Raw genomic sequence first — 19871 nt, 5'->3', positions numbered from 1 at the left:
TAAACAGCGACCCATTGCTGTTCGAGAAAGCCGGCAGTGGAAGCCAGCAGTGGCCTACTGTCGATACGCGGACGACTTTGTGATTGTGGTAAAGGGCACACGCGAACATGCCGAGGCAGTACGCGAAGCATGTCGTGGGTTCCTTGAAGGCGAGTTGAAACTCACGCTGAATATGGAGAAAACCCATATCACGCATGTGAACGACGGCTTTGTCTTCCTCGGCCACCGGATCATTCGCAAGCGTGGGCCACGCGGCAGCATGAGGCCTGTGACGACCATACCGTGGGAGAAGTATCGCGGCTTTGCCGGGAGGCTCGTCAAGCAACTGTCGGGCAACTACGGCATGAACCGGATGGACCTGATGGAAAGCCTGAATCGGCAGATCGTTGGCTGGGCTGCCTTCTATCAATACACCGACTACACAGCCACCATGTTCAAAAAGCTGGACCGATCTGTCTTCTGGAAGTTCGGGTACTGGCTTGCGCGCAAATATAGGCGGGGGTTCCGCTCGCTGATGCGCGACCATGTTCTGGCGCCAGCGCCGGGACAGGCGAAAACATGGGTGTTGGAGGGCCTGAATAGTCGGGGATGGTATGGAGCGGTGGCGCTTCGGCGTCTGGTTACCAGTCGCAAAGGTCGTTTTACCTGGCGCACCCTGATGGAAAATCCGTACATCCTGCGCGGTGAGACACGCCGTACCATCGAGTCGCGCTACCCCGATGTCGCCTTTGCTATGAGCAACACTTGAACGGAGAGCCGGATGCGTTGAGAGGCGCAAGTCCGGTTCGGAGAGGAGAGGCAGGGAAATAGTCCGACTACGCCCTGTCTCTTACTCTACTCCGCACGGCCCAGGGCTGGCTGCATCGGCGGTCGTGCTGGACCTGCACTCGTGCAAGGTCGTTGGCTGGTCCATGGCGCCAACCATGCCGGCCGGGCTGGTCATGGCGGCACTGGCCTTGGCGCTACAGCAGCGCCAGCCAGCACCGGAACTGGTCCTGCATTCAGACCGCGGCAGCCAGTACGCGAGCGATGAATACCAGGCGTTGCTCAAGCAGCATCACGTGGTTTGCAGCATGCGCCGCAAGGGAAATTGCTGGGACAATTCGGTGATGGAGCGCTTCTTCCTGAACCTGAGGATGGAACGGATGTGGCAGCGCCAGTACGCCAATCATGATGAGGCGCGGCGCGACATCACTCAGTACATCGTCGGCTTCTACAACCCAGTCCGCTTGCACTCAACCCTGGGCCATCTGTCGCCTCAAGCCTACGAGGCCAAGCTGACAGCAAAGCAACCTATCCGCCTGTCCGAAAAAACTTGACCACTAACCCCTACACCGATGGCGCCAAGACCAAGAAGTCCGTCGACTGAGTTCGCGCTGCACCAAGCGCCGCCCGAAGCCGGGCGGCCGGGGCGCTTCACGAGCTGCCGGGTCGCCTGCTAAGGTCGCGGCGATCCAATCGCAGGTTCGACTGCTGGACGCGGAACCCGCCCTCTGCCCTCACCCGGCAACGCCTCAGTGCGAGAGCAGCACCGGTATGGTCATCGATGCGAGCAAGGTCCCCGTGACCCCGCCCAGCACAAGTTCTCGCATGCGCTCATGACCATACGCGTCCATCACGATAGAACGGCCCAAAAATAAACGGGGGCTCTCGCCGCTTTATGGACATAGCACCTGCGCCCCCTGAAGCGGCCGTTCGGCGCTCTGACCTAAGGTTCCCTTATGGCCCTGACGATCGTTGCAAAGAGGCGGCCGAAATCTGCCTCTACCTTGACGCCGCCGAACGGATCGCGGTTTGAGCCAAACGCCTCATCCAGTTCCTTCCAGTCCTCCTCCGTCAGCCATTGACGCGCGGCAGGCAGAATCACCTCTTCTTCCAGACGCCTGTGATTTGCGGAGAACGCAGCGTATCCTTCGACCATCTCGCGCAACACCGGGAGCGCGGACTCGCCAACCAGCTCGTATCGGGTGAACGCATGTTCGATGTCTCGCATCCGCGCTTTGCCCTGAACGTGCTGTTCCTCTAGCTCGTCGATGGTTTTTTCGAGGTCGTTAGCACGGTGCCGCAAGCGCGCGAACAGATAGCGCTCTTCCTTGGGATGATGTAGCCGCTCCGGATATTCGCTAATGTAAAACAGCATGGACCGAAACATCACCGGCCTAGGCACATCTACGCCGGCACCGAACAGTTTGACCAGGCGTTGCATGCCAGTGACGACCATCGATAGCTGCTGATGTTCCCTATGGATGACCAGTTCGGCTTTTCTCGCTGCCGGCGTTTGCATATCATCCCCCTTACTTCTGGACGGCGCATCTCTTGAGCCCAATGTAAGTATAGAGGGCACGTCGCGTAACCCTAATATCTGCATCAAAGGCAGTGACGACCAGATCCAGGTCAACTATCGGCCTCAACGTGCCAAGATGAGAGGATTGCCATGGTGGCTAGAGCGTAAGTTGTTAGTTGTCAGGCACATACAAGGTGATGTATGGGGCGCCACATGAACTGGTGGCCATGGCCACCACGGTCCCGAGCCGAAGACAGCTCGGCATGGTTAGTGACCGTTACGTCCTGGCAAGTCGGAGCGGGTAGTCGGCCTCCGGCGTGCCAACAAGGATGAGCCGACTGCGGAGTTCGGCCAGTTTTAGACGGTCCACATACGACGAGCCACCGGCCGGTTGAATCCGCACCGAGTGGCGGACGTTTAGATCGGCAGTACTTGGGGCGCGCACGCGTTGCCGCAACCTTTCGTTGACCATCCCCGGAAGCCGGGTGACATCGATGGCTGACAGGACCCGGTGGACTCCCGCACCCGGCAAATGTCAGGCAAATGCTTACTTGTTCTCTGCTCGCGTTACCTGCCACGCGACAACCTTCCAGTTTCCCTGATGCTTGACCCAAACCACCGTTCTGCGAAGGTTGATCGGATCAAACGGTTGTCCGCTGAGCGAGCCTTTGAAGGTGAGCAGAAGGTGAACGACCGCCGTATCGCCGTACACACGAATCGTCTTTTCTCGCACGTCGATTGCCTCGTACTTTAGAGCACCGGACTTGAGATCCGCGATGTCCTGATCCTTCGTGAACAGCTTGCCGTTGCCGTGAACGATTGTGGCGTCGTCGGCGTAGTACTTCCGATAGAAGCTGGCATCGCCTTTCAGGTTTGCCTGGATCATCTCGTCTGACAACGCAGAGATTTGCTGCTCCACGTTACCGTCTTGTGCTAACGCCGGAGGTGCAGCCAGCATCAAGGCCGAGAAGGATGCCGACACAACGAGATTGGTTAATCTCATGAGAATGCTCCGTTGGACTCCGGCATGAAGAGAAGGCAGCTTTCCTGGACTACTCCGTCGAGGGTGACGCAGGTACCTCACGAGCAGCCAGGCCAATCTATGATGCCGCCATGAAGCCGCGTATGTACGTCCACGCACGTAACAGGGGGACTTCTTTGGATAGCGCCACCAAGCGACAATTCACCTTTGCGGTTGCTCGAGTCCGCTATGCGCCGATCTTCGGCCGTTCTCCAGAAGTAGCGCGAATGACCGAGATGGGTCTGCGGATTCAACTGGCCGATGCAACTGGTTGAATCCGCAGTCGGTAAGAGACCGTTCGGGGGCGCGCAGATTCAAGACTGCGAAAGGGATCGCGGCGCCGCTGAGGGCGATGGTCACGGTGGCATACCCGGCTGAGGGCGGAAGCTCAACAGGCCAGCGAAAAGCCGATGACGCTACCCCAACGCTCCCGCGGTAACTGAATAAACGTAAGCTCTTAAACGCATTGGATCCGTCCCGCCGCAAGCAGACCGAACTCCTTATGCTTTTGTTGGCGAACTTGGGCGCGTGACATAGCAAATCGATCTAAGCCATGAATCCCTCTTGGAGATATACGCTAATGTTACACGTCGGCCGAGCACATTGCCGCCCGACTGCGGGGCCGCCCTTTCCATTGAAAGGCTTCGGTGAGTGACCGCCCTGTCGGTCGGCTAGAAACGGCAGCGACAGGGGGAGACTGGTCTCTGTGGGGGAAGAGTTGAGACGACCGGCACGCGGGCGAAGATAGCGCGTGACTCGAATGACTGTCGGAATCACCCAAGCTGCGATGGTGGAAGGCACCTGCGCTAACCGTGCCGGGGGCCCTCGGCTGTCCCTCTCATCCCTCAAGTAGGATATGCTCACAAAACAATGTGCATCTCCTTGCGTGAGCATATGTACTGAGTTATTCCAGAGCATCCATCTTTGCTTAAAGATTGGTGCAGGAATAACCTGATGATGGGTCTCTGCTGCTTCACGTTTTCGTACCGCTCCGCGGGTGGGCAGCCAGGGCAGGAGCTTTAACAGCGAGCGCCCTTCCTTACCGCGCTCCGGCCAAGGCTTGCAATTCTCCCTACGCCTTCCTCACTCCTCGGCGATGAGGAATCGATTCCAATTCTTTCCGATCCACGCCGGTGCCCGCCCACGCCCCGACCACGTTTTGCCAGTCGTGGGGTCTCGGTACTTCGGCGGGAGCGATTGCTTGTCGCTACTAGCCGCCTTGCTATCTGCAGGGCGTCTGCGGCGGCGCTTCAGTGCAATGTCGTCGACCGGCCATACTCGGCCATCAACGTTTGAATCTGCTGAACAATACCATCAGTTGCTTGTAGGTTGCCATGTCATCGATCCTTGCAAGGAGGGTTGCAGAAGCCTCAAACCTAGCCCAATCTGTGTGCGCTGTAAGCTTGCGCTCCGTACTTATTGGTTAGCGCCCAATACTCAGCAGCTAGGAGTTCGGCTTCATTCACCTAGTCCGCCAACTCCTCGAGAGTTCAGAGACATCGAGACCGCGGACATACTCGTTCCGAAATCCTCGTGCCTGGTGAGCCCGACCGAACCAAGCTCTCATTGCCTGCACGCATTCTTCCCCAATGTCAGCCCACGCCACGTTAGGCAGGCGCTCCAGGACCTTTGGACGCTCGTTGAACTGCGCCCCTCTCGGCTTGATGGCGCCTATCGAGTACTCGTCGCCCCCCACGAATGGCCGTGCCACCCTAGATATTCAGCCGGGTTGTTCGTTATCTGTCGATTGCCGGAGCAGGTGCCCGTACGCGTCAATTTCCTCCTGCGTTCGGGCCTCGCTTGCCGCGATTTTCTCGGGTGTGACTTCGCCGTCGATGAACTCAACCGACACCCGGTTCACGCGTGGATCCTTGTCGAGGATCCCTTGCAAGATCTTGTCGAACAGTTTTTCACCGGCACGCAGGCCCAGTGGCCGTGGCACCAGCACCTTAACCAGCAGGATTTCATCGTCGCCAGTACTTTCCGCCACACCAGCGAGTGCAGATCTCAGATAGCCCTTCAATTTGAGGACGCTGAGGTCGCCGGGTACCCCAACATGAGATACCCGAATCGATTTCTGGGCCATGCCGTCCGTCCTCCGTGTATTGTCGAAGGCTCGAATATACCCCACGGCTGTGGAGTGCCGATTGATGGCCTCTCTCAGTCAGTCGAGCTCATCGGGGGACCTCACGGTCAAAGTTGTCCTTTGCCAGCGCAGCGTCCAGCCCGAAATGGCGCTTGACCTCAAGCGCCGCATGAACACGCCCAATGTTGTGTGTCGACGCTGGCCGATGAAGGGCACAGCTCAGATGCGTATTGGCACCATGCCGCCCCAAGCCCCAGAAATCCGTAATATTTCTTTCCTCGGTTACTCGCCCTCGTTATTTCAAAACGATATAAGCCATCAACGCCCTGCGATGTGTACGGTAATGTCACACGTCGACCGCGCACGTGCCACCCGACGCTAGGGCCGTCCTTCCATCTGCATAGTGCAGCGCATCCCGACTGGCAATATGATTCAACTCGATAAACGCGGGAACACCTGTCTCGACGCCAATTCACAACTTATTGCGCCAGATCAGCCAGTTATGCCCTGTTGGCGCGTAATATTTCCCTCAAAATCTAGCAAAGGAGTCCGCCATGCGAGCAAATGTTGGAACCGTTGACCGGTTCCTTCGGATTGTGATTGGACTGGCTTTGATTGGTCTAGCCGCGGCAGGGCGTATTGGACCGTGGGGCTGGATTGGCATCTTGCCACTCATAACCGGCATCGTGCGCGTCTGCCCTGCCTATAGCGTTCTGAGGGTGAAGACATACCCTTCCCCCGATACCAAGGCCAAGTAAGCGAAGATAATGCAATCGCGCGGAACGGCGATTCCCCATTGTCTTCCGGCAAGCGGGAAGCTGCGATGGCGGCGCCACTCGAGGCATACAGAGGCAAGGGACATGGAGAGTCAATGGGATGACGCGGCGTTGACGGCTGCCTTGCAGCAGCCGGACGCCTACCCCCACCCGGCGCCGGCAGTACAGGTCATCGAGACACACATCTCCCGTGTCTTCCTGGCCGGGGGCTTCGCCTATAAAGTGCGCAAGCCAGTGCGGTTTGACTTTGTTGACTTCTCCACCGCGCAGGCACGCCGCGACGATTGTGAAACCGAGTTGCGCCTGAACTGCCGTTTTGCGCCTGCGCTGTACTTGGATGTGGTGCCGGTCGTGGCAGGCCCCACATCCGACTCGGTGCGCATCGGCGGCAGCGGCACGCCGATCGAGCATGCGGTCAGGATGCGGCGCTTCGACCAGCAGGACCTGCTCAGCGCAAGGATCGCTGCGGGCCGGCTGGAGCCGGGCCATATCGATGCACTGGCGCGCAGCCTTGTGGCCTTTCACCGCGCGCAGCCGCCTGCAGCGCCGACCGATGGCTTTGGCACGCCGGCCCGCATCGACGCGACCCTGGCGGAGTGCTTGGGCGGCATCGGCCGGCTAGCGCAGGCCTCGCATCTGGCCAGCCGCGTTGCCATGCGGGCGCGCAGCGCGGCTACCCGCCTAACGGGCGCGTTCCAGGCACGTTTGCGCAACGGTCATGTGCGCGAGTGCCATGGCGACCTCCATCTTGGCAACATCGTGCTGCTGGATGGCGTGCCGACACCGTTCGATTGCCTGGAGTTCGATCCCGCCCTGCGCTGGACCGACACCATCAGCGACCTGGCCTTCCCGGTCATGGACCTGCTGCACCACGGCCGGCAGGCGCTGGCCTACCGACTGCTCAACGGCTATTTGGAGCAATCGGGCGACTACGGCGCGCTGGCCGTATTGCCCTTCTATGTCGCCATACGGGCGCTGGTGCGCGCGCGCGTAATGCTGGAGCGCGCGCACCAGCAGCATGCCGCAGGCGCGTCCATGGCACCGGCGCAGGCCGAGGCAGGCAGGCTGCTGGCCCTGGCATGGCGTTGCCTCAGCCGCGGTCGCGGGCCGATGGTGCTGATGCATGGCCTGTCCGGCAGCGGCAAGTCCACGGTGGCCGCACAGATGAGCGAGGCCGGGTCGATGGTACGCGTGCGCTCCGACGCAGTACGCAAGGGCCTGCACCGCGGTGTGGCACCGGCGAGTGGCTGGTATGCCGCTAGTGAGACGGCACGGACCTACCACCGCCTGCTCGCCATCTGCCGGCTCGGTTGCCGCGCGGGCTTCCCGATGATTGCCGACGCCACCTTCTTGGTCCGCGCAGATCGCGAGCGCTTTGCGGCCCAGGCCCGCCGCCTGGGCACGTCCTTCGCCATCGTGACCTGCGAAGCCAGCCCGGAGACACTGCGCGCCCGCATCGCCGCCCGCGCCCGGACCGGCGGGGACTTGTCCGATGCCGATGTCGACGTGCTGGCGTGGCAGATACGCATCCAAGAGCCACTGAACGAGGCCGAGCGTGCCTGCATCACCGTGCCAGGGAGATTCATGGAAGGTGTCGCAGCCGACCATCCCTGACGCCTTGAGGAGGCTGGATCACCGCGCGCTGTACCCGGGATCGATAGCATTTTGCTTTGCGCGCCTCCGCTGGACTTCGCTTGACGAAGCGCAACCCATGGCTCCGGGCAGCGCCTACATTCGTCCATTCCGGTGCTGTGCGCGGAGCGCGGGCACCGATCCTTGCAACGACTGCGAGCACCCCATGGACGATCTGAAGCGCATTCCCTACCAACCCGTCAAGGACTTGCTGCCACGCCCCGCGAGCGGCACGAGTGAGCGGATCATCGCTCTCCCTCAGCCGGACCTCACCAATGGCCTGCCGCTGATGGGAGCTGTGGCAGCGCATGAGCACCCGCGACTTCGACGAGCAGCAATTGCCGCTGCAGCAACTGAGTGAACTGCTGTGGGCCGCGGCGGGCGTCAACCGCTCCTATTGTGGCGGCCGCACCGTCCCTTCGCCGCATGGCGAGGCAGTGATCGACGTTTACGCGGCGCTGCCGGCAGGCCTTTACCGCTACGACCCGATCCACCATTGCCTGGCGCTGAAGCGCGCTGCGGACGTGCGCAGCATGACCGGCTTCCAGGACTTCGTCGGCATGGCGCCGCTGGACCTTGTTTACGTCGCCAACCACGGCCGGATGCAGGACGTCCCACCCAAGCTGCGCGAGACGTTCGCTGCCGCCGCGGCGGGCGCCATGGTCCAGAACGTCTATCTCTACGGCGCCTCGGCCGGGCTGGGCGCGGTGGTCCGCGGCTGGCTCAACCGGCGCCAACTGGCCGAGCATATGTCGCTGAGCGAGGACGAGGAGCCGATTCTGTCCCAGACCATTGGGCGTCCGGCCCCGCACCACCGCGCGCCAGTCTAAACCTCCTGACTGTATCACCACTAACAGACAACAGGAGACACCGACATGATCAAGAACCTCGGTAGTGCGGAACAGGTTCGCAATGAAATTCTGCGGCACTTGCAGGAATACGCCGACCTCGGCAACGCCTGCCGCGACTGCTACATCCCATTGCCGCAGCGTGTCGAAGCGGCTGCCAACCGCTGATGCAACTGGGCCATCGAGGCCTTCCCCGCTGTCCCGCCAGCATGCCTGGCCACGGAAATGATGCGCGAATACGACCTACGCTAGCCGGTCAGCGCCAGCCTCCCGGCCGCGGTCCCGGGAGGCGTCGTTTCCCCGTTGGCAGCCCGCCACGCGGTCAGTTGTATCGGCAGCCTACGGCCTCGCTCCGTATCCTCGGCTGTCACCCATAGAGATGCTCGCGCCGGCACTGGCATGCGGTACAACGCATGGCGGTCGGGCGGGCCTGCAGGCGCGTGAACGGGATCGGCTGCTGGCAATCGATGCAGATGCCGTACTGGCCGTGCTGCATCCGCGCCCGCGCGGCGGCGATGTCGGCCAGTTGCATGCGGTAGTGGTCCAGCATCGCGTCGTCCTGCTGCTGCGTGATTTCTTCGTCGGCCAGGTCGCTCTTATCCTGCGGCTCGCGTTGCGCCAGCGGGGTCATTGGCGTGTCTGCGGAGCCGACAGCGGCGTGGATACGCGCTTCTTCCGCGTCCAACTGCGCCGCCAGCGAGACGGTTTCCCGCGCTGTGAGCAGCCGGACATAGGATTCGCCGTCGGGAAAGCGGCGGACCTCGGCTTCGCCCGGCCAGCCCGGTAGGCATGCAGCAATTGCTACGGCCTGATGCTCATTGCCGGGTATGGCAAGCACGATCGGGTCCGTGCAGAGGTTTCTTGCCGGCTGGCGTCCTGGCGTGCCGGGCTTGCGCTACCGGCGGCCGACAGCCAGTGCGACCAGAGCGCCGGCCACGGCCGCGACCGCGGCGACGGAGCCGATGCTCTCCCAGGGATGCGCATGGACGTAGCGATCCGTGGTGTCCACCCATTGCGACACCCGCATCTGCGCCGCCTGGCGTTGCGCATTCAGGCGATCCTGGAGCGCGTGCAGGCGTGCGCCCAGCTGCGCGCGTGCCTGGGTTGTCTCCAGGCCGGCTTCGTCGGCGACATCCCGCAACAACGCCTGAACATCGGCCAGCAGCGTGTTGGCATCACGGATCAGCGCATCCTTGTGTATCAAGCGGTCGGCACGGATATCGTTCATGTCATTCTCCTTTTTCACTGCGTCATCGCCGTGCGTCACACGGCACCATGGAAATTCTGTCGAACTGCATGTCCCTGCTGACCGCTGCTGTGGCGGCAGCCCGGCGGTTAGCGGGCGTGACCACGCGGCGCGAACTGCGTCGCAAAATGCTGGCAAAACCATTTGCCGGCGAGTTTTCCGACCTGTTCCAGTGCGCCCGGCTCCTCGAACAGGTGGCTGGCGCCAGGGACCACCTCCAGCCGCTTCTCGCATTGCATCCATGCGGTGGCGTGCGCGTTGAGCTTCACCACCAAAGGATCCGCTTCCCCCACAATCATCAGCGTCGGCGCTTGCAGCTGGCACAGCGCTTCGTGGCCGGCCAGGTCGACACGGCCGCCGCGCGACACCACCGCGTCGATCCGCATGTGCGGTGGCGGCTCCGCAGCGGCACGGATGGCCGCAGCGGCCCCCGTGCTGGCGCTGAAATATCCGAGCCGCAAGTGGCGCTCGCGCGCCAGGTGCGCCACCGAGCCGGTGGCAGCCCTGAGCCTCGCACCAAGAAGGGGGATATCGAACCGCCTCGACATCCCGACGTCCTCCTCGGGCGCCAGCAGGTCAAACAGCAGCGTGCCCAGGCCCATCCGATTCAGTATTGATGCGGCCTCGCGGTTGCGCATGCTGTGGCGCGAGCTGGCGCTGCCATGAGCAAACAGGATCAGGCCGGATGCCGCCTCCGGCAGGGCAAGGTCGCCCAGCAGCGCGATGTGGCCGATATGGATCCGCACCTGTTCGGTTGTGATGTGCTCCATGAGACTTCCCCTTCCCCTTCCCCTTCCCCTCTTCTCGTCCTTGCCAGTGGCCTCGCCAGCCTCGCCACCGTCAGGCCCTGTGCCAGTGCACGTTCAGCTGGGTCTCGGCATTGCTGTAGTCGATCGTCAGGGTTCCCCGGTAGGCATGGTGGATGGCGTTGCCAATGTCCCGTGCCAGGTGCAGCCCGGTCGTGGTGACCACCGTGCCCTGTTCGTCTGACTCGGTTGCCATCACGCGCTCCATCGGATGCTGTGCCCGAAACTGGCCTTCGCGGTGCCGCACCAGCGCCAAGATCTCGGCCCGATGCGCCGCCGCGAAGACGCCGTTCAGGGCCACCCGACCGGCCGGGATCTTGTCGGCGATGCGCTGGCAGGCGGAGCAGACCAAGGTGGCGGCGCCCGGCGGTACGGCGCGCCATTGCCAGTGTCCTCGCATGAATACGGCATGGCAGACCGTACAGCTCGCCACCGCCGGGGCTGCCGCCGGTTGCTTGTAGCGGTCGGGCATGTGCTCGACAGGGAACGGGTGCCAGCGGACCGGCCGTACCTTGATTGACTGTGCACGGACTTTCATCTTGATGCCTCGTTGATCATGGACATGCACGCGGGGGCGCTGGCCCGCTGCAGCGCGAGCGGCGTCCCTGCACCATTCCGCACGCCGGTCCCGGTCCGGCGCGCTCACACTGTTAAAGCTAGGCGCCTGCACGGCTGTCGACTTGGGCTGGATCAAACAATGGCCAGACACCTGGGACCGATACTGCCTACATGGTCCGTCGCAGTCGGCTGCTCAATGCCGGCAATGGGCGGGCTTCAGCCGCATGTCGGTGGCCCCTGCGCGGCGGTCCACCAGGCTCCGCGCCACCGTGGCCAGGGCGGACGCGGCGCAGAAGAGGGAGACGTTCTGACTGATATACAGTGCGGTACAGAGCTCGCACAGCGGTTTGTGGGTCTCGTCGAGCCTGGAGAGCCGGCTGACGTAGACGAGCTTCAATGGTGCCTCGGCAACATAGTCCTATAGGCCGATGGCCGCACGCCGGTCTTCGCCGATGATCAATGTGCACTCACGAGCGCAGGTGCGACTTGACCATGCCGTGCCGCCCGACGCGTTGCGCCCTGCTTGCGATACGTCAATCCCCGCCAGGCTGCCTCCCCCTAGACTTGTCGTGGCCTGCCCCCTATGGCAGGCCGCCCCGATTGTCTACAGGAGTTCGACCATGCCAGACGAGACCGATCCCGCCTTCGAGCTTGCGCGCTGCGCCCAGCAGTTCACCTTGCGCGCGTGGCTGCGGTGGGAAGAATCACGCCAGATGCTGCTCCGACTGCGCCTCAAAGGGCTTGATGAGAACATCAAGGGTGCCCGCCAGGCACTCTCCCGCATCACCGATGCGCCCGACTGGAATTCCTTCCACGGGCTGCCTGCCCAGATTGCAGCCGCCCAGATTGAGCGCAACGCCGCGCATGCCCGCGAGTTTGGCTCCCTGTACGTCGAAATGGCCTCGACCTTCATGGAGCACCTGCGCGAGTCGGCCGAAGCCTGGCAGGACTACCAGAAGAAGGTCATGGTGGAAGGCGCCTGTTATGCGCCGCTTTCGGAATCCGCCCGCGTAATCTTCGACAATGTCGGCCGCATGATGGCTGTTCCCTCCCCTGGCGCTACGGCCTCCGAGCGCCGCCCCGCCGCGCAGATCTGAGGCAATGATCGGTCCACGCATAGCTGGTGACGGGAGGTGTGGGCGGGGTCCGCGAAGCCATTGCCGTGCGGCTGCTGGCCGATGACGTGCGTGTTGCTGTCGCGCACTCCGAACACAATGACCACGTGGCCCAATGGCTCGCCGCAACGCAACGCCGGGAGGGAGTGAGTTCGGCGCTCCCGGTTGACGTAACGGACTTCACGTCGTGCCAGTGATGTGTGTCGCAAGTGCACAGCGAACTGTGAACACGGTTTCACCTGGACACCACGTGGTGACGGAACATGCCGCGCGATTACCCAAGAGCATCAGTACATCGCGGCCCGTACACGAGTACAGGCGCGGAAGAAATCGTCGCGAGCAAGACCGGCCGCCATCGCGCGCGCTTGCCAGGCAGCGCAAGTTCTCCCCTGGATCTCGATGTAGCGCACCCGTGTGGCCGGATCGAAAGGAAACATGCCGTCGGATTTCGAAAATGCAGGCCGACGCAGCAGGAACTCAAGCCAAAATCCCCTCGCCAACTGCCAGACTTCTGAATCTTGATCTCCCTCAATTCCTCCATGCAACCAATGCGTAGCGAACACTCAGCCTTGCACAGGTCGGGCATCTGCCCTTCCTGGCAACGCCGGGACGGCCTGGCAATCCTCAATGGGACATGAGCACCGGCAAGGTCATTGACCTGAGCAGCGTACGGGTAACGCCACCCAGCACCAGTTCCCGCATGCGGCTGTGCCCGTAGGCACCCATGACAATCAGATCGGCGTTCCGGTTGGCAGCTTCCGAAAGCAGCATCTCCCCAGTGTCGTCGGGATTGCCTGCGGCACAGGTGTGCAGATGCGCAGTCACCCCATGACTGGCCAACCAGTCATGGGCATACTGCGGTGGCGATCCAGACGGTTCGCCCAAGGCGTCCGGTTGCGGGCACGAAACTACGTCAACGGTGTTGGCGCGCCGCAGCAGCGGCAGCGCATCGCGAATGGCTCGTGCGGATTCGCCGGTCCCATTCCACGCAACCATCACGGTCTTGCCAATATTCGGAAACCAGCCCGCATAAGGCACAACCAGCACGGGTCGCCCGCATTGCAGCACGACAGACTCGATAAAGTGCCGCTCGGCATAGGCTGCATCGTCAGCCGGGTCGTGCTGTCCGAGTATGACCAGATCTGCCCGGTGCGCCTCGGCCTCGAGGGTCGCGGCGGTAGCCCAGTCCGGCGCCCGAAATTTTGCGTTGATGGACAACTCGTCGGTTGCCCCCATCAAGGCTTGGCGCGCCCGCTCGCCAACCTCACGCTGCCATTCCGTGTAAGAGGCGAGATAACGGTCACCGTCCACCAAGTAGCGCATAGCGGTCGGGTCAGGTTTGCCCACCGCCAGCAAGCCGACCAGCGTGGCCTGAAACTCCAGTGCCAGCTGCGCGGCAAGGTGCAGCCGCTGGTACATGTGCCGGCTCGCATCGAGGTGAACCAGAATTGTGGCGTAGTCCATGGGGCATCTCCGATAAGCAGCGGGGGCGGAAGACTATGTCGCTGGCGCGAACCCAACTTGTTGTGCATCAAACCGCTGCGAGCAGCAGCAAGCAACGCTTCCCTCAATGTTTGCGCGACTATGATTGCCGTAGGGACGGGGCAGCAGCAGCGCCCCCGAAGTCCCGTGGCCCAACCAGCCGGAGACTGGCATGCATGAAGTGAAACGGTCTTACAAGGGGTTCCATATCGTGCGGGAATTGTCGACTGCGAGCTTGCTAGTGGCTTTCGCCTCGACTTGCGTTACGACTGAGCGCCGCGGCCAGCCGGGCGCGTGACCTCGTCGCCAGCCATGCCAGGCACCCGCGATTCCGAATCAGCCGGCACCCACGCGATCGTGCGCGGCTTCGGTGGGCGTAGCAGGTCTGGCGCGGAGGTACATCCGGCGCAAAGCGGAAGGAGAAGGCAGATCACTATCTGCCACCGCCCCCACCGCTTGGTCGGGTGGCTGCGCTGCATAGTCTGATTCATGGCCTCATCTCCTCCGCTGCAGGTCATGGTCACGCCGCATACGTTGGCGACCTGGCGACCGCATGTCGTGGCAACGGGCTCCATGTCACACCGCGAAGCGAAAGTGGCCGCTGTGGAGGACGATGTGATGCGCCCCGGTCATTTCGAACAATGCGCCGGCCACACGTTCGATATCCTGGCGATTGCTCAGGAACGCCGGCAGCAAGTCCTCGTTGCGGTAGGATCTCGCGCCGAAATGATCCTCAAGCGCCTCAGCAGTGATTTCATAGGTTGCCGGCGCGCCATCCACCTTTGCGGCGCACTGCAGGCTGGGGCCGGTCGGGCAGTAATCCGGCGTCTCGCTGGCAAAATCGATCTTGTGCATAGCTAACTGGCGTGACGCCCCCCAAAAGTCTGATCGCCTGCCTACGCCTCTTCGGCGCGCACAAGCAGAACGGGCCCGACGGCCTGCGTGATCACGCCCCGCGCGACACTGCCCATAATGAGCCGCCGTACTCCCCGGCGACCATGCGTACCCATCACGACCAGGTCGGCCCCCCAGCCATTGGCTTCCGCCGCGATCGTGGCGGCGATGTCGCCCTCGACCATCGGCTTGCCCAGCAGCCGCGTTTCATGGCGAACGCGCGCGGCGGCAAGCCGGCTGGCGGCGGAGGCGAGTACGCTTTCACCCGCAGTCGAGAGATCCTCTATCAACCTCACCGGATCCAGACCGGTGACATCCAGGAACGGGCTTCGGTCATCGACCACATGGACCACCTCCACTTCCGCGTCGGCGGCCAGCGCAATAACTATTGCCTGTTCCAGAGCCAGTTCCGAAGCGGCGCCACCGTCCATGGCGACAAGGATGCGCTGGTACATGGCAGTCTCTCCGGCAATGGGAGCCTGTGGCGGCTCGGGTCTGAACTGGTTGAATCCAGCGTAGGTCAGCCGGTCCAGCTGCTGTTGATATGTATCAAAGCCGCTGCGAATGTCCCCACCTGCCGCGGCAGGCGCGCGCATTTCCCGGTTGATGCATATCAATGGCGGCTGCCACGCAAGGCCTACGCTGCAGAAACAGCGCAAACATGCGCAGCCAAGCTGACCGGAGCCTGTGATGACCCAAGCCGCGATTGTTTACTACTCCCGCACTGGCACTGTCCGCCAGGTAGCCGAGGCCATTGCCGCGCGTTCGGGATGGCCACTGGCCGAGGTCGCCGACACGAAATCCCGGGCCGGGATCCTGGGCGACCTCCGGTGCGTCATCGATAACCTATTTCAACGTCAGGTCGAGTACCGCTACAACGGTCCTGCGCTCGATCGCTACGAACACGTCGTGGTCCTGGCACCGGTGTGGATGGGCCGGCTGGCGGCCCCGATGCGCAGCTTCCTCGCCGCCAGTGTGGGCACGCCGCCGCTGGCCGCGCGCGTGTCGGCGATCTGCGTCATGGCGGCGCGCGGGGGGTTCCAGGCCGAGGCAGAGATCGCCCGGCTGACGGGCAAGAAGCCCGCACCAGCGCTCGTGCTGCTGGAGCGCGATGTGATGAGCGGCGAAGCCGCCGCCGAGATCGATGACTTCGTGCGAGCCCTCCGGTTTGGGGATTCCGGGCCAGCGCACGCCGAGCGCCCGGTCTGGTTGTCTTCCTAACGAGACCTGAGCCCTGCTTCTTCACGCTTTCAGTGCCCCTTGGGCCGCCGGCGCACTGCGCACTACTGTGCCCCTGCGTGCGGCAAGTCCGGCGGTGGCTCAGCGACGCGGGCATGTGGCCGTTGCGCAGAAGAGCCAGTCGTCCTCAAGCGTATTCACCGGCAGCGGGAACGTTATGTCGAGCGGCTGGCCATTGACGACAATGTCGCGCATCTGGTCCCGTCCCTGGTAGCCCACTGCGAGCCGATAGAAACCCGGCTTGAGTTGCATGTAGAAGAGTGGCCCGCTGGCAGTTGTGTTCAGCACGGCTCGGCCGTCCGACCTGGCCACGACCACCGTGGCGCCGCCAAGTGGCCTGCCGCGCCCGGCATCCACCATCAACAGCCGGACATTGAAACGCGCGGCGACGGTTTGCATCGCTTGCCTGCCCGCGTCGTCGTCACCACCCGATACATAGGTGATGCCGTGCTGCTCCATGATCTGCACAGGGGCGTCGCCACCCGAGGTCGCGGCACCGGTCGCGCAACCAGCCGCCGACACGGCAGCGACCAGCGACGACAGCGCGATGCGAAGGCTTCTTGAAAAAACTGGCATCTGCGTCACTCCGAAAAACTGTTGGGAGGTCTCGGGACTGGGACAGTCAGAGCGCGTCCCCTTCCCAACGATCACGAACGAGCAGCACGGGGCGAACCGTCTTGCTGACGACATGCTCCGAGACCGAGCCCAGCACCATGCGCCGCGCGCCGCGGCGGCCGTGCGTGCCCATCACGATCAGGTCCGCGCCCCAGTGGTCCGCTTCCGCAACGATGGCCTCGGCAATCTTCGCGGGGGGGCCTGGCGCCTCTGCCAGCTGGCTGCTCGAGCGAACGCCGGCGGCGCTCAGGCGCTCGCTGGCGCGTGTCAGCACCCGCTCGCCGTAGGCGATGACTTCGGCCATCAGCCAGGGCCGGTCTGCTGGCCTGATCTCGAAGAACAGGTCGCTGTCGTCCGCGACGAACATGGCGCTGACCTCGGCATGCGTGGCCAGCGCCATCGACACGGCCTGTTCCAGCGCGTGCAAGGATGAGCGGCTGCCATCGATGGCTAGAAGAATGCGGCGGTACATGACAACCTCGGCTTCGGCTATGGTTCTTCCAAGGTAGCGGCCGCAAGGGCATGCGGTTTGATGCCAGTCAACGAAGGCCGACGTTCCCATGGGCGGCCGATTGCCTTCCCCATGACATGCATCAACTGACCAGCGCATCGCGCGCCTAAGCTGGAAGTAGTGTCTGCGCTCCTGCACACGGGAACCGCTTGAACCGCTTAACCGATGCCTGCGGGCATGCATCCAGGGGAGGCAATACTATGTACCAGACCATCCTCGTCGCCATCGATGGCAGCGACTGTGGCAATCGCGCCCTTGACGAGGCTATCCGCCTCGCGGCGCTGTGCAAGGCAACCCTGGAAATCGTCCACGTCGTCGACAACAGCTATCTCATGTACGACATGGGGTATGGCAACCTGGCCGACCTGCGACCGGCGCTGATTGAGGGCGGACGCAAGCTGCTGGCCGAGGCCGAGGCCAGGGCCCGTGCCGGCCACGTCGCATGTCACACGCAACTGGTTGACGAGGTCCTTACGCTCGGCGACATCGCCACATCCATTAACGGCGAGGCGCAGCGCACCCACGCCGGCCTGGTCGTGGTGGGCACCCATGGCAGACGCGGTGTTCGGCGCCTGGTGATGGGCAGCGTAGCTGAGGGCCTGGTGCGGGAATCGAAGGTGCCGGTGCTGCTGGTGCGGACACCTCAGGCCGCGTAAGGCATGGCAGTACTCGCCGATGTGGATGAAGCCGCCGGCCCGGAGACGGCGGCGGACCACCGGCGCACCACCGCCAGGCCGCCGCCGACCAGGAACCGCCCACGCCGCGTCCGTGCCGCCTGCCCTATCATGGGCGGCCACGCATGAAGCCATAGAAGTCCTGGACAGGCTGGCCGCGACCGAGGCGGGGCTGACCGAACGCGAAGCTACCGCGCGGCTGGGCAACTGCGGCCCCAACCGCATTGGCGCCAATCAGGGGCGGCACTGGCTCGCAACCCTGGCCAATCATCCGCACGCGCAGGCTGCCCTTCATTGAGGGCCGGCCTAGCCAGGCCTTGCTGGCCACCACGATCGGGCTCTGCCTCGTCGGCGTTTGGCTGCCGTGTTCGCTGATAGCTGCGTTCCTGGGCATGCAGCCACTGCCGGCGGCTTACTGGCCCCTGCTCGCGGCCATCCTGCTGGGCTACGCTGGCGCTGCGTTTGCCGCGCGCCGCCTGCTGGCAAGGTGGGTGCCGGTGGGCTAAGGCGGACGGAGGGGAATGGGCCGCCGGGTTACTGGATGCGGAAGGGGTCATGCGCCAGCGCGTAGCTGAACGCATATTCAAGTTCGCCAGACGCTTGGGCGTGCAACGTGCAGAGCAGCGAGCCGGCCGCGACCTCGTCGCCGGTGCGGACGTGCAGTTCCAGCCCAGCCTCCTGCCGGCGCGGCGCGCCGGCCAGCTTTGCAGCTCGCGCGATATGCCGGTTGTCGATGGACGTCACGATGCCGCCGCGGGCCGCGGCCAGGTCGCGGCGGAACACGGCCTGCCCCGGGGTGCGCAGCCCCCCTTGCGCTTCACAGATTGCCTGGAACCTGGCCCAGGCTGCGCCGCTGTCGAGCAGGCGGCCGGCCTGCAACTGCCCCTGCCCTGCCGGCGCCACGCCGCAGAACTCCAGCAGTTCGCCCGCCAGCAGCAGCGAGCGCTCGCGCAGATCGACGGGCGCCGTTGGCCGGCATTGCAGCACCGCCAGCACGTCGAGTGCCTCAAGCGCTGGCCCGACGCCCCGGCCCACCGGCTGCGAGCCGTCGGTGCGCAGAATCCGGATCTTCAGCCCGAAAGCGTGCGCGACCTTGACCATGGCGATATGCAGGCGCTCCAGTTCGCTATCTTCGCGGATTTTTGCCGTGGGGCCCACCGGCACGTCGATCAGTACGTGGGTGGAGCCGGCGGCGATTTTCTTCGACAGGATCGATGCAACCAACTGCGCATCGCTGTCGATATCCAGGGCGCGTTCCACGCGGATCAGCACGTCGTCTGCGGGACTCAGGCTCAGTGCACCGCCCCAGACCAGCGCTGCCCCCACCTGCTCCACCACGCGCCGCAATTCCGCTGCATCCAGCGTCACGCGGGTCAGGGCTTCCATCGTATCCGCGGTGCCGGCGGGCGACGTGATCGCGCGAGACGAGGTCTTAGGCAGCAGCAGTCCTGCCGCCGCGCCAATGGCCACCACGATCGGTGTGGTGCGGTTTCCCGGGAGCCCGCCGACGCAATGCTTGTCGGCAACCACCTCGCGGCTCCAGCTGAGGCGTTCCCCGGACCGGACCATGGCCCGGGTCAGGTCGACGGTCTCGCGCAGGCTCATGCGACCATTTACGCAAGCGGTGAGGAATGCTGCAATATGTACGTCGGCATACCGTCCGGCACTGATGTCACCGATGATTCCATCCAGCTGGGCGCTGTCCAGGTGGCAGCCATAGATCTTGGCGCGTAGTGCCCGCACCGACTCCAGCGCGGGCGCATGCGTGACATGCACGACATCGCCCGCACGTGCCGCCAGCGTTCGTGCCGCGCTCGCCGACAGGCTCGCTTCGCACATGCTCAGGAGCGGCGCCCCCAGTAGCGTCAGCGTGGCGATCAGCGACCTGTCGCCAATCTGCACGCGTACGCGCGCCTGGGCGGAAAATCCTTCGGCGCGGCAGACCGTGCAATCCGGATGCATGTAGATAACATGCTCCTGCCAGGTATCTATTTCGAGCGGCCGAAACACCAGTACGCCGACTTCGCGGGTGGCGGCGACCGCGGCGTTGACAGGCAGGCCAGAATATCCGGGCGCAGGGCTGG

At 63.5% G+C, this 19871-nt stretch carries 24 protein-coding genes and 4 pseudogenes; 11 read left to right on the top strand and 17 right to left on the bottom strand.

From position 1 onward, the window contains the following. Together DN412_RS31840 and DN412_RS31835 are read left to right on the top strand one after the other, a co-directional pair. On the top strand, window positions 1-748 hold a 748-nt coding region (locus DN412_RS31840), incomplete at its 5' end, for a group II intron maturase-specific domain-containing protein (RefSeq protein WP_115215219.1). A 68-nt stretch (window positions 749-816) separates the two neighbouring features. Further along, window positions 817-1319, top strand: a pseudogene (locus tag DN412_RS31835) (IS3 family transposase); the annotation flags it as partial. A gap of 195 nt (window positions 1320-1514) precedes the next feature. Here DN412_RS31835 and DN412_RS44840 read toward each other — a convergent pair. From DN412_RS44840 to DN412_RS31820, 3 genes and pseudogenes are all read right to left on the bottom strand, one after another. Continuing rightward, window positions 1515-1622: pseudogene (locus DN412_RS44840) on the bottom strand (universal stress protein); the annotation flags it as partial. An 86-nt stretch (window positions 1623-1708) separates the two neighbouring features. Continuing rightward, complete coding sequence (locus DN412_RS31825; RefSeq protein ID WP_115215213.1) at window positions 1709-2284, bottom strand: hemerythrin domain-containing protein; 576 nt, start codon at window positions 2282-2284, stop codon at window positions 1709-1711. 547 nt (window positions 2285-2831) lie between these two features. Beyond that, the gene (locus DN412_RS31820) at window positions 2832-3287 is read right to left on the bottom strand and encodes a nuclear transport factor 2 family protein (protein WP_115215212.1); all 456 of its coding nucleotides are present in this window, start codon (window positions 3285-3287) and stop codon (window positions 2832-2834) included. Between the two features lie 110 nt (window positions 3288-3397). On the opposite strand from DN412_RS31820, the gene DN412_RS43150 reads away from it, so the two are divergent. Then, the gene (locus DN412_RS43150) at window positions 3398-3580 is read left to right on the top strand and encodes a hypothetical protein (RefSeq protein ID WP_133303113.1); all 183 of its coding nucleotides are present in this window, start codon (window positions 3398-3400) and stop codon (window positions 3578-3580) included. 808 nt (window positions 3581-4388) lie between these two features. On the opposite strand, the pseudogene DN412_RS31815 reads toward DN412_RS43150, so the two are convergent. Next, window positions 4389-4618 (bottom strand): annotated as a pseudogene (locus DN412_RS31815) (H-NS histone family protein); the annotation flags it as partial. A 407-nt stretch (window positions 4619-5025) separates the two neighbouring features. Beyond that, window positions 5026-5391, bottom strand: coding sequence for a hypothetical protein (locus tag DN412_RS31810; protein ID WP_115215211.1), 366 nt, complete (start codon window positions 5389-5391; stop codon window positions 5026-5028). Between the two features lie 554 nt (window positions 5392-5945). Here DN412_RS31810 and DN412_RS31805 point away from each other — a divergent pair. The 4 genes and pseudogenes from DN412_RS31805 (at window position 5946) to DN412_RS44835 (ending at window position 8815) form a co-directional block, all read left to right on the top strand. Continuing rightward, window positions 5946-6149 (top strand): YgaP family membrane protein, encoded by a 204-nt coding sequence (locus DN412_RS31805; protein ID WP_115215210.1) that lies wholly within the window; start codon window positions 5946-5948, stop codon window positions 6147-6149. 102 nt (window positions 6150-6251) lie between these two features. Continuing rightward, window positions 6252-7781, top strand: a complete 1530-nt coding sequence (locus tag DN412_RS31800; RefSeq protein WP_115215209.1) for a bifunctional aminoglycoside phosphotransferase/ATP-binding protein — start codon at window positions 6252-6254, stop codon at window positions 7779-7781. 184 nt (window positions 7782-7965) lie between these two features. Beyond that, window positions 7966-8629, top strand: a pseudogene (locus tag DN412_RS31795) (SagB/ThcOx family dehydrogenase). 45 nt (window positions 8630-8674) lie between these two features. Further along, a complete protein-coding gene (locus DN412_RS44835) occupies window positions 8675-8815 on the top strand; it encodes a hypothetical protein (protein ID WP_244222855.1) in 141 nt (46 codons plus the stop codon). 199 nt (window positions 8816-9014) lie between these two features. On the opposite strand, the gene DN412_RS31785 is transcribed toward DN412_RS44835, so the two are convergent. From DN412_RS31785 to DN412_RS31765, 5 genes are all read right to left on the bottom strand, one after another. Continuing rightward, window positions 9015-9485 carry a TraR/DksA family transcriptional regulator gene (locus DN412_RS31785; RefSeq protein ID WP_341868083.1) on the bottom strand — a complete coding sequence of 157 codons (471 nt, stop codon included), beginning with the start codon at window positions 9483-9485 and terminating at the stop codon, window positions 9015-9017. 57 nt (window positions 9486-9542) lie between these two features. Continuing rightward, window positions 9543-9875, bottom strand: a complete 333-nt coding sequence (locus tag DN412_RS31780; protein ID WP_115215208.1) for an ElaB/YgaM/YqjD family protein — start codon at window positions 9873-9875, stop codon at window positions 9543-9545. Window positions 9876-9982: 107 nt separating this feature from the next. Next, window positions 9983-10663: a dienelactone hydrolase family protein gene (locus DN412_RS31775; protein ID WP_115215207.1), complete on the bottom strand. Its 681-nt coding sequence runs from the start codon at window positions 10661-10663 to the stop codon at window positions 9983-9985. Window positions 10664-10733: 70 nt separating this feature from the next. Then, complete coding sequence (locus DN412_RS31770; protein WP_115215206.1) at window positions 10734-11237, bottom strand: BCAM0308 family protein; 504 nt, start codon at window positions 11235-11237, stop codon at window positions 10734-10736. A 213-nt stretch (window positions 11238-11450) separates the two neighbouring features. Next, the gene (locus tag DN412_RS31765) at window positions 11451-11654 is read right to left on the bottom strand and encodes a hypothetical protein (RefSeq protein WP_244222854.1); all 204 of its coding nucleotides are present in this window, start codon (window positions 11652-11654) and stop codon (window positions 11451-11453) included. Window positions 11655-11877: 223 nt separating this feature from the next. Between DN412_RS31765 and DN412_RS31760 the strand changes: the two genes are divergently transcribed. After that, complete coding sequence (locus DN412_RS31760) at window positions 11878-12354, top strand: hypothetical protein (protein WP_115215205.1); 477 nt, start codon at window positions 11878-11880, stop codon at window positions 12352-12354. 305 nt (window positions 12355-12659) lie between these two features. On the opposite strand, the gene DN412_RS43145 is transcribed toward DN412_RS31760, so the two are convergent. From DN412_RS43145 to DN412_RS31735, 4 genes are all read right to left on the bottom strand, one after another. After that, window positions 12660-12935 carry a hypothetical protein gene (locus DN412_RS43145; RefSeq protein WP_133303112.1) on the bottom strand — a complete coding sequence of 92 codons (276 nt, stop codon included), beginning with the start codon at window positions 12933-12935 and terminating at the stop codon, window positions 12660-12662. 61 nt (window positions 12936-12996) lie between these two features. Continuing rightward, complete coding sequence (locus DN412_RS31750; protein ID WP_115215204.1) at window positions 12997-13836, bottom strand: universal stress protein; 840 nt, start codon at window positions 13834-13836, stop codon at window positions 12997-12999. Window positions 13837-14430: 594 nt separating this feature from the next. Then, complete coding sequence (locus DN412_RS31740; RefSeq protein WP_115215202.1) at window positions 14431-14709, bottom strand: DUF1488 family protein; 279 nt, start codon at window positions 14707-14709, stop codon at window positions 14431-14433. Window positions 14710-14750: 41 nt separating this feature from the next. Continuing rightward, window positions 14751-15203, bottom strand: a complete 453-nt coding sequence (locus tag DN412_RS31735) for a universal stress protein (protein WP_115215217.1) — start codon at window positions 15201-15203, stop codon at window positions 14751-14753. Between the two features lie 235 nt (window positions 15204-15438). Between DN412_RS31735 and DN412_RS31730 the strand changes: the two genes are divergently transcribed. Then, window positions 15439-15969 carry a flavodoxin family protein gene (locus tag DN412_RS31730; RefSeq protein WP_115215201.1) on the top strand — a complete coding sequence of 177 codons (531 nt, stop codon included), beginning with the start codon at window positions 15439-15441 and terminating at the stop codon, window positions 15967-15969. 99 nt (window positions 15970-16068) lie between these two features. On the opposite strand, the gene DN412_RS31725 is transcribed toward DN412_RS31730, so the two are convergent. Both DN412_RS31725 and DN412_RS31720 read right to left on the bottom strand, forming a co-directional pair. Next, complete coding sequence (locus tag DN412_RS31725) at window positions 16069-16563, bottom strand: carboxypeptidase-like regulatory domain-containing protein (protein ID WP_115215200.1); 495 nt, start codon at window positions 16561-16563, stop codon at window positions 16069-16071. 46 nt (window positions 16564-16609) lie between these two features. Further along, window positions 16610-17074 (bottom strand): universal stress protein, encoded by a 465-nt coding sequence (locus DN412_RS31720; protein WP_115215199.1) that lies wholly within the window; start codon window positions 17072-17074, stop codon window positions 16610-16612. Window positions 17075-17313: 239 nt separating this feature from the next. Between DN412_RS31720 and DN412_RS31715 the strand changes: the two genes are divergently transcribed. Then, window positions 17314-17769 (top strand): universal stress protein, encoded by a 456-nt coding sequence (locus DN412_RS31715; RefSeq protein WP_115215198.1) that lies wholly within the window; start codon window positions 17314-17316, stop codon window positions 17767-17769. 112 nt (window positions 17770-17881) lie between these two features. Beyond that, entirely contained in the window at window positions 17882-18085 is a 204-nt protein-coding gene (locus DN412_RS31710; RefSeq protein ID WP_208647693.1) for a cation-transporting P-type ATPase, read from the top strand. Between the two features lie 236 nt (window positions 18086-18321). Here the strand turns inward: DN412_RS31710 and DN412_RS31700 are convergent, their stop codons facing one another. Continuing rightward, complete coding sequence (locus tag DN412_RS31700; RefSeq protein WP_244222857.1) at window positions 18322-19749, bottom strand: thymidine phosphorylase family protein; 1428 nt, start codon at window positions 19747-19749, stop codon at window positions 18322-18324. Between the last annotated feature and the right edge of the window lie 122 nt (window positions 19750-19871).

This window comes from Cupriavidus lacunae, from assembly GCF_003353055.1.
GTDB lineage: Bacteria > Pseudomonadota > Gammaproteobacteria > Burkholderiales > Burkholderiaceae > Cupriavidus > Cupriavidus lacunae.
The sequence above is the reverse complement of the archived record's forward strand: the minus strand, read 5'-3'. Positions and strand labels throughout refer to the sequence as shown.

Coding starts and splice junctions, on each gene's coding strand:
- DN412_RS31825 (WP_115215213.1), bottom strand. CDS start 2,284: ATGCAAACGCCGGCAGCGAGAAAAGCCGAACTGGTCATCCATAGGGAA.
- DN412_RS31760 (WP_115215205.1), top strand. CDS start 11,878: ATGCCAGACGAGACCGATCCCGCCTTCGAGCTTGCGCGCTGCGCCCAG.
- DN412_RS31715 (WP_115215198.1), top strand. CDS start 17,314: ATGTACCAGACCATCCTCGTCGCCATCGATGGCAGCGACTGTGGCAAT.
- DN412_RS31805 (WP_115215210.1), top strand. CDS start 5,946: ATGCGAGCAAATGTTGGAACCGTTGACCGGTTCCTTCGGATTGTGATT.
- DN412_RS44835 (WP_244222855.1), top strand. CDS start 8,675: ATGATCAAGAACCTCGGTAGTGCGGAACAGGTTCGCAATGAAATTCTG.
- DN412_RS31775 (WP_115215207.1), bottom strand. CDS start 10,663: ATGGAGCACATCACAACCGAACAGGTGCGGATCCATATCGGCCACATC.
- DN412_RS31730 (WP_115215201.1), top strand. CDS start 15,439: ATGACCCAAGCCGCGATTGTTTACTACTCCCGCACTGGCACTGTCCGC.
- DN412_RS31700 (WP_244222857.1), bottom strand. CDS start 19,749: ATGCATCCGGATTGCACGGTCTGCCGCGCCGAAGGATTTTCCGCCCAG.
- DN412_RS43150 (WP_133303113.1), top strand. CDS start 3,398: ATGAAGCCGCGTATGTACGTCCACGCACGTAACAGGGGGACTTCTTTG.
- DN412_RS31780 (WP_115215208.1), bottom strand. CDS start 9,875: ATGAACGATATCCGTGCCGACCGCTTGATACACAAGGATGCGCTGATC.
- DN412_RS31720 (WP_115215199.1), bottom strand. CDS start 17,074: ATGTACCGCCGCATTCTTCTAGCCATCGATGGCAGCCGCTCATCCTTG.
- DN412_RS31770 (WP_115215206.1), bottom strand. CDS start 11,237: ATGAAAGTCCGTGCACAGTCAATCAAGGTACGGCCGGTCCGCTGGCAC.
- DN412_RS31750 (WP_115215204.1), bottom strand. CDS start 13,836: ATGGACTACGCCACAATTCTGGTTCACCTCGATGCGAGCCGGCACATG.
- DN412_RS31800 (WP_115215209.1), top strand. CDS start 6,252: ATGGAGAGTCAATGGGATGACGCGGCGTTGACGGCTGCCTTGCAGCAG.
- DN412_RS31740 (WP_115215202.1), bottom strand. CDS start 14,709: ATGCACAAGATCGATTTTGCCAGCGAGACGCCGGATTACTGCCCGACC.
- DN412_RS31725 (WP_115215200.1), bottom strand. CDS start 16,563: ATGCCAGTTTTTTCAAGAAGCCTTCGCATCGCGCTGTCGTCGCTGGTC.
- DN412_RS31820 (WP_115215212.1), bottom strand. CDS start 3,287: ATGAGATTAACCAATCTCGTTGTGTCGGCATCCTTCTCGGCCTTGATG.
- DN412_RS31735 (WP_115215217.1), bottom strand. CDS start 15,203: ATGTACCAGCGCATCCTTGTCGCCATGGACGGTGGCGCCGCTTCGGAA.
- DN412_RS31810 (WP_115215211.1), bottom strand. CDS start 5,391: ATGGCCCAGAAATCGATTCGGGTATCTCATGTTGGGGTACCCGGCGAC.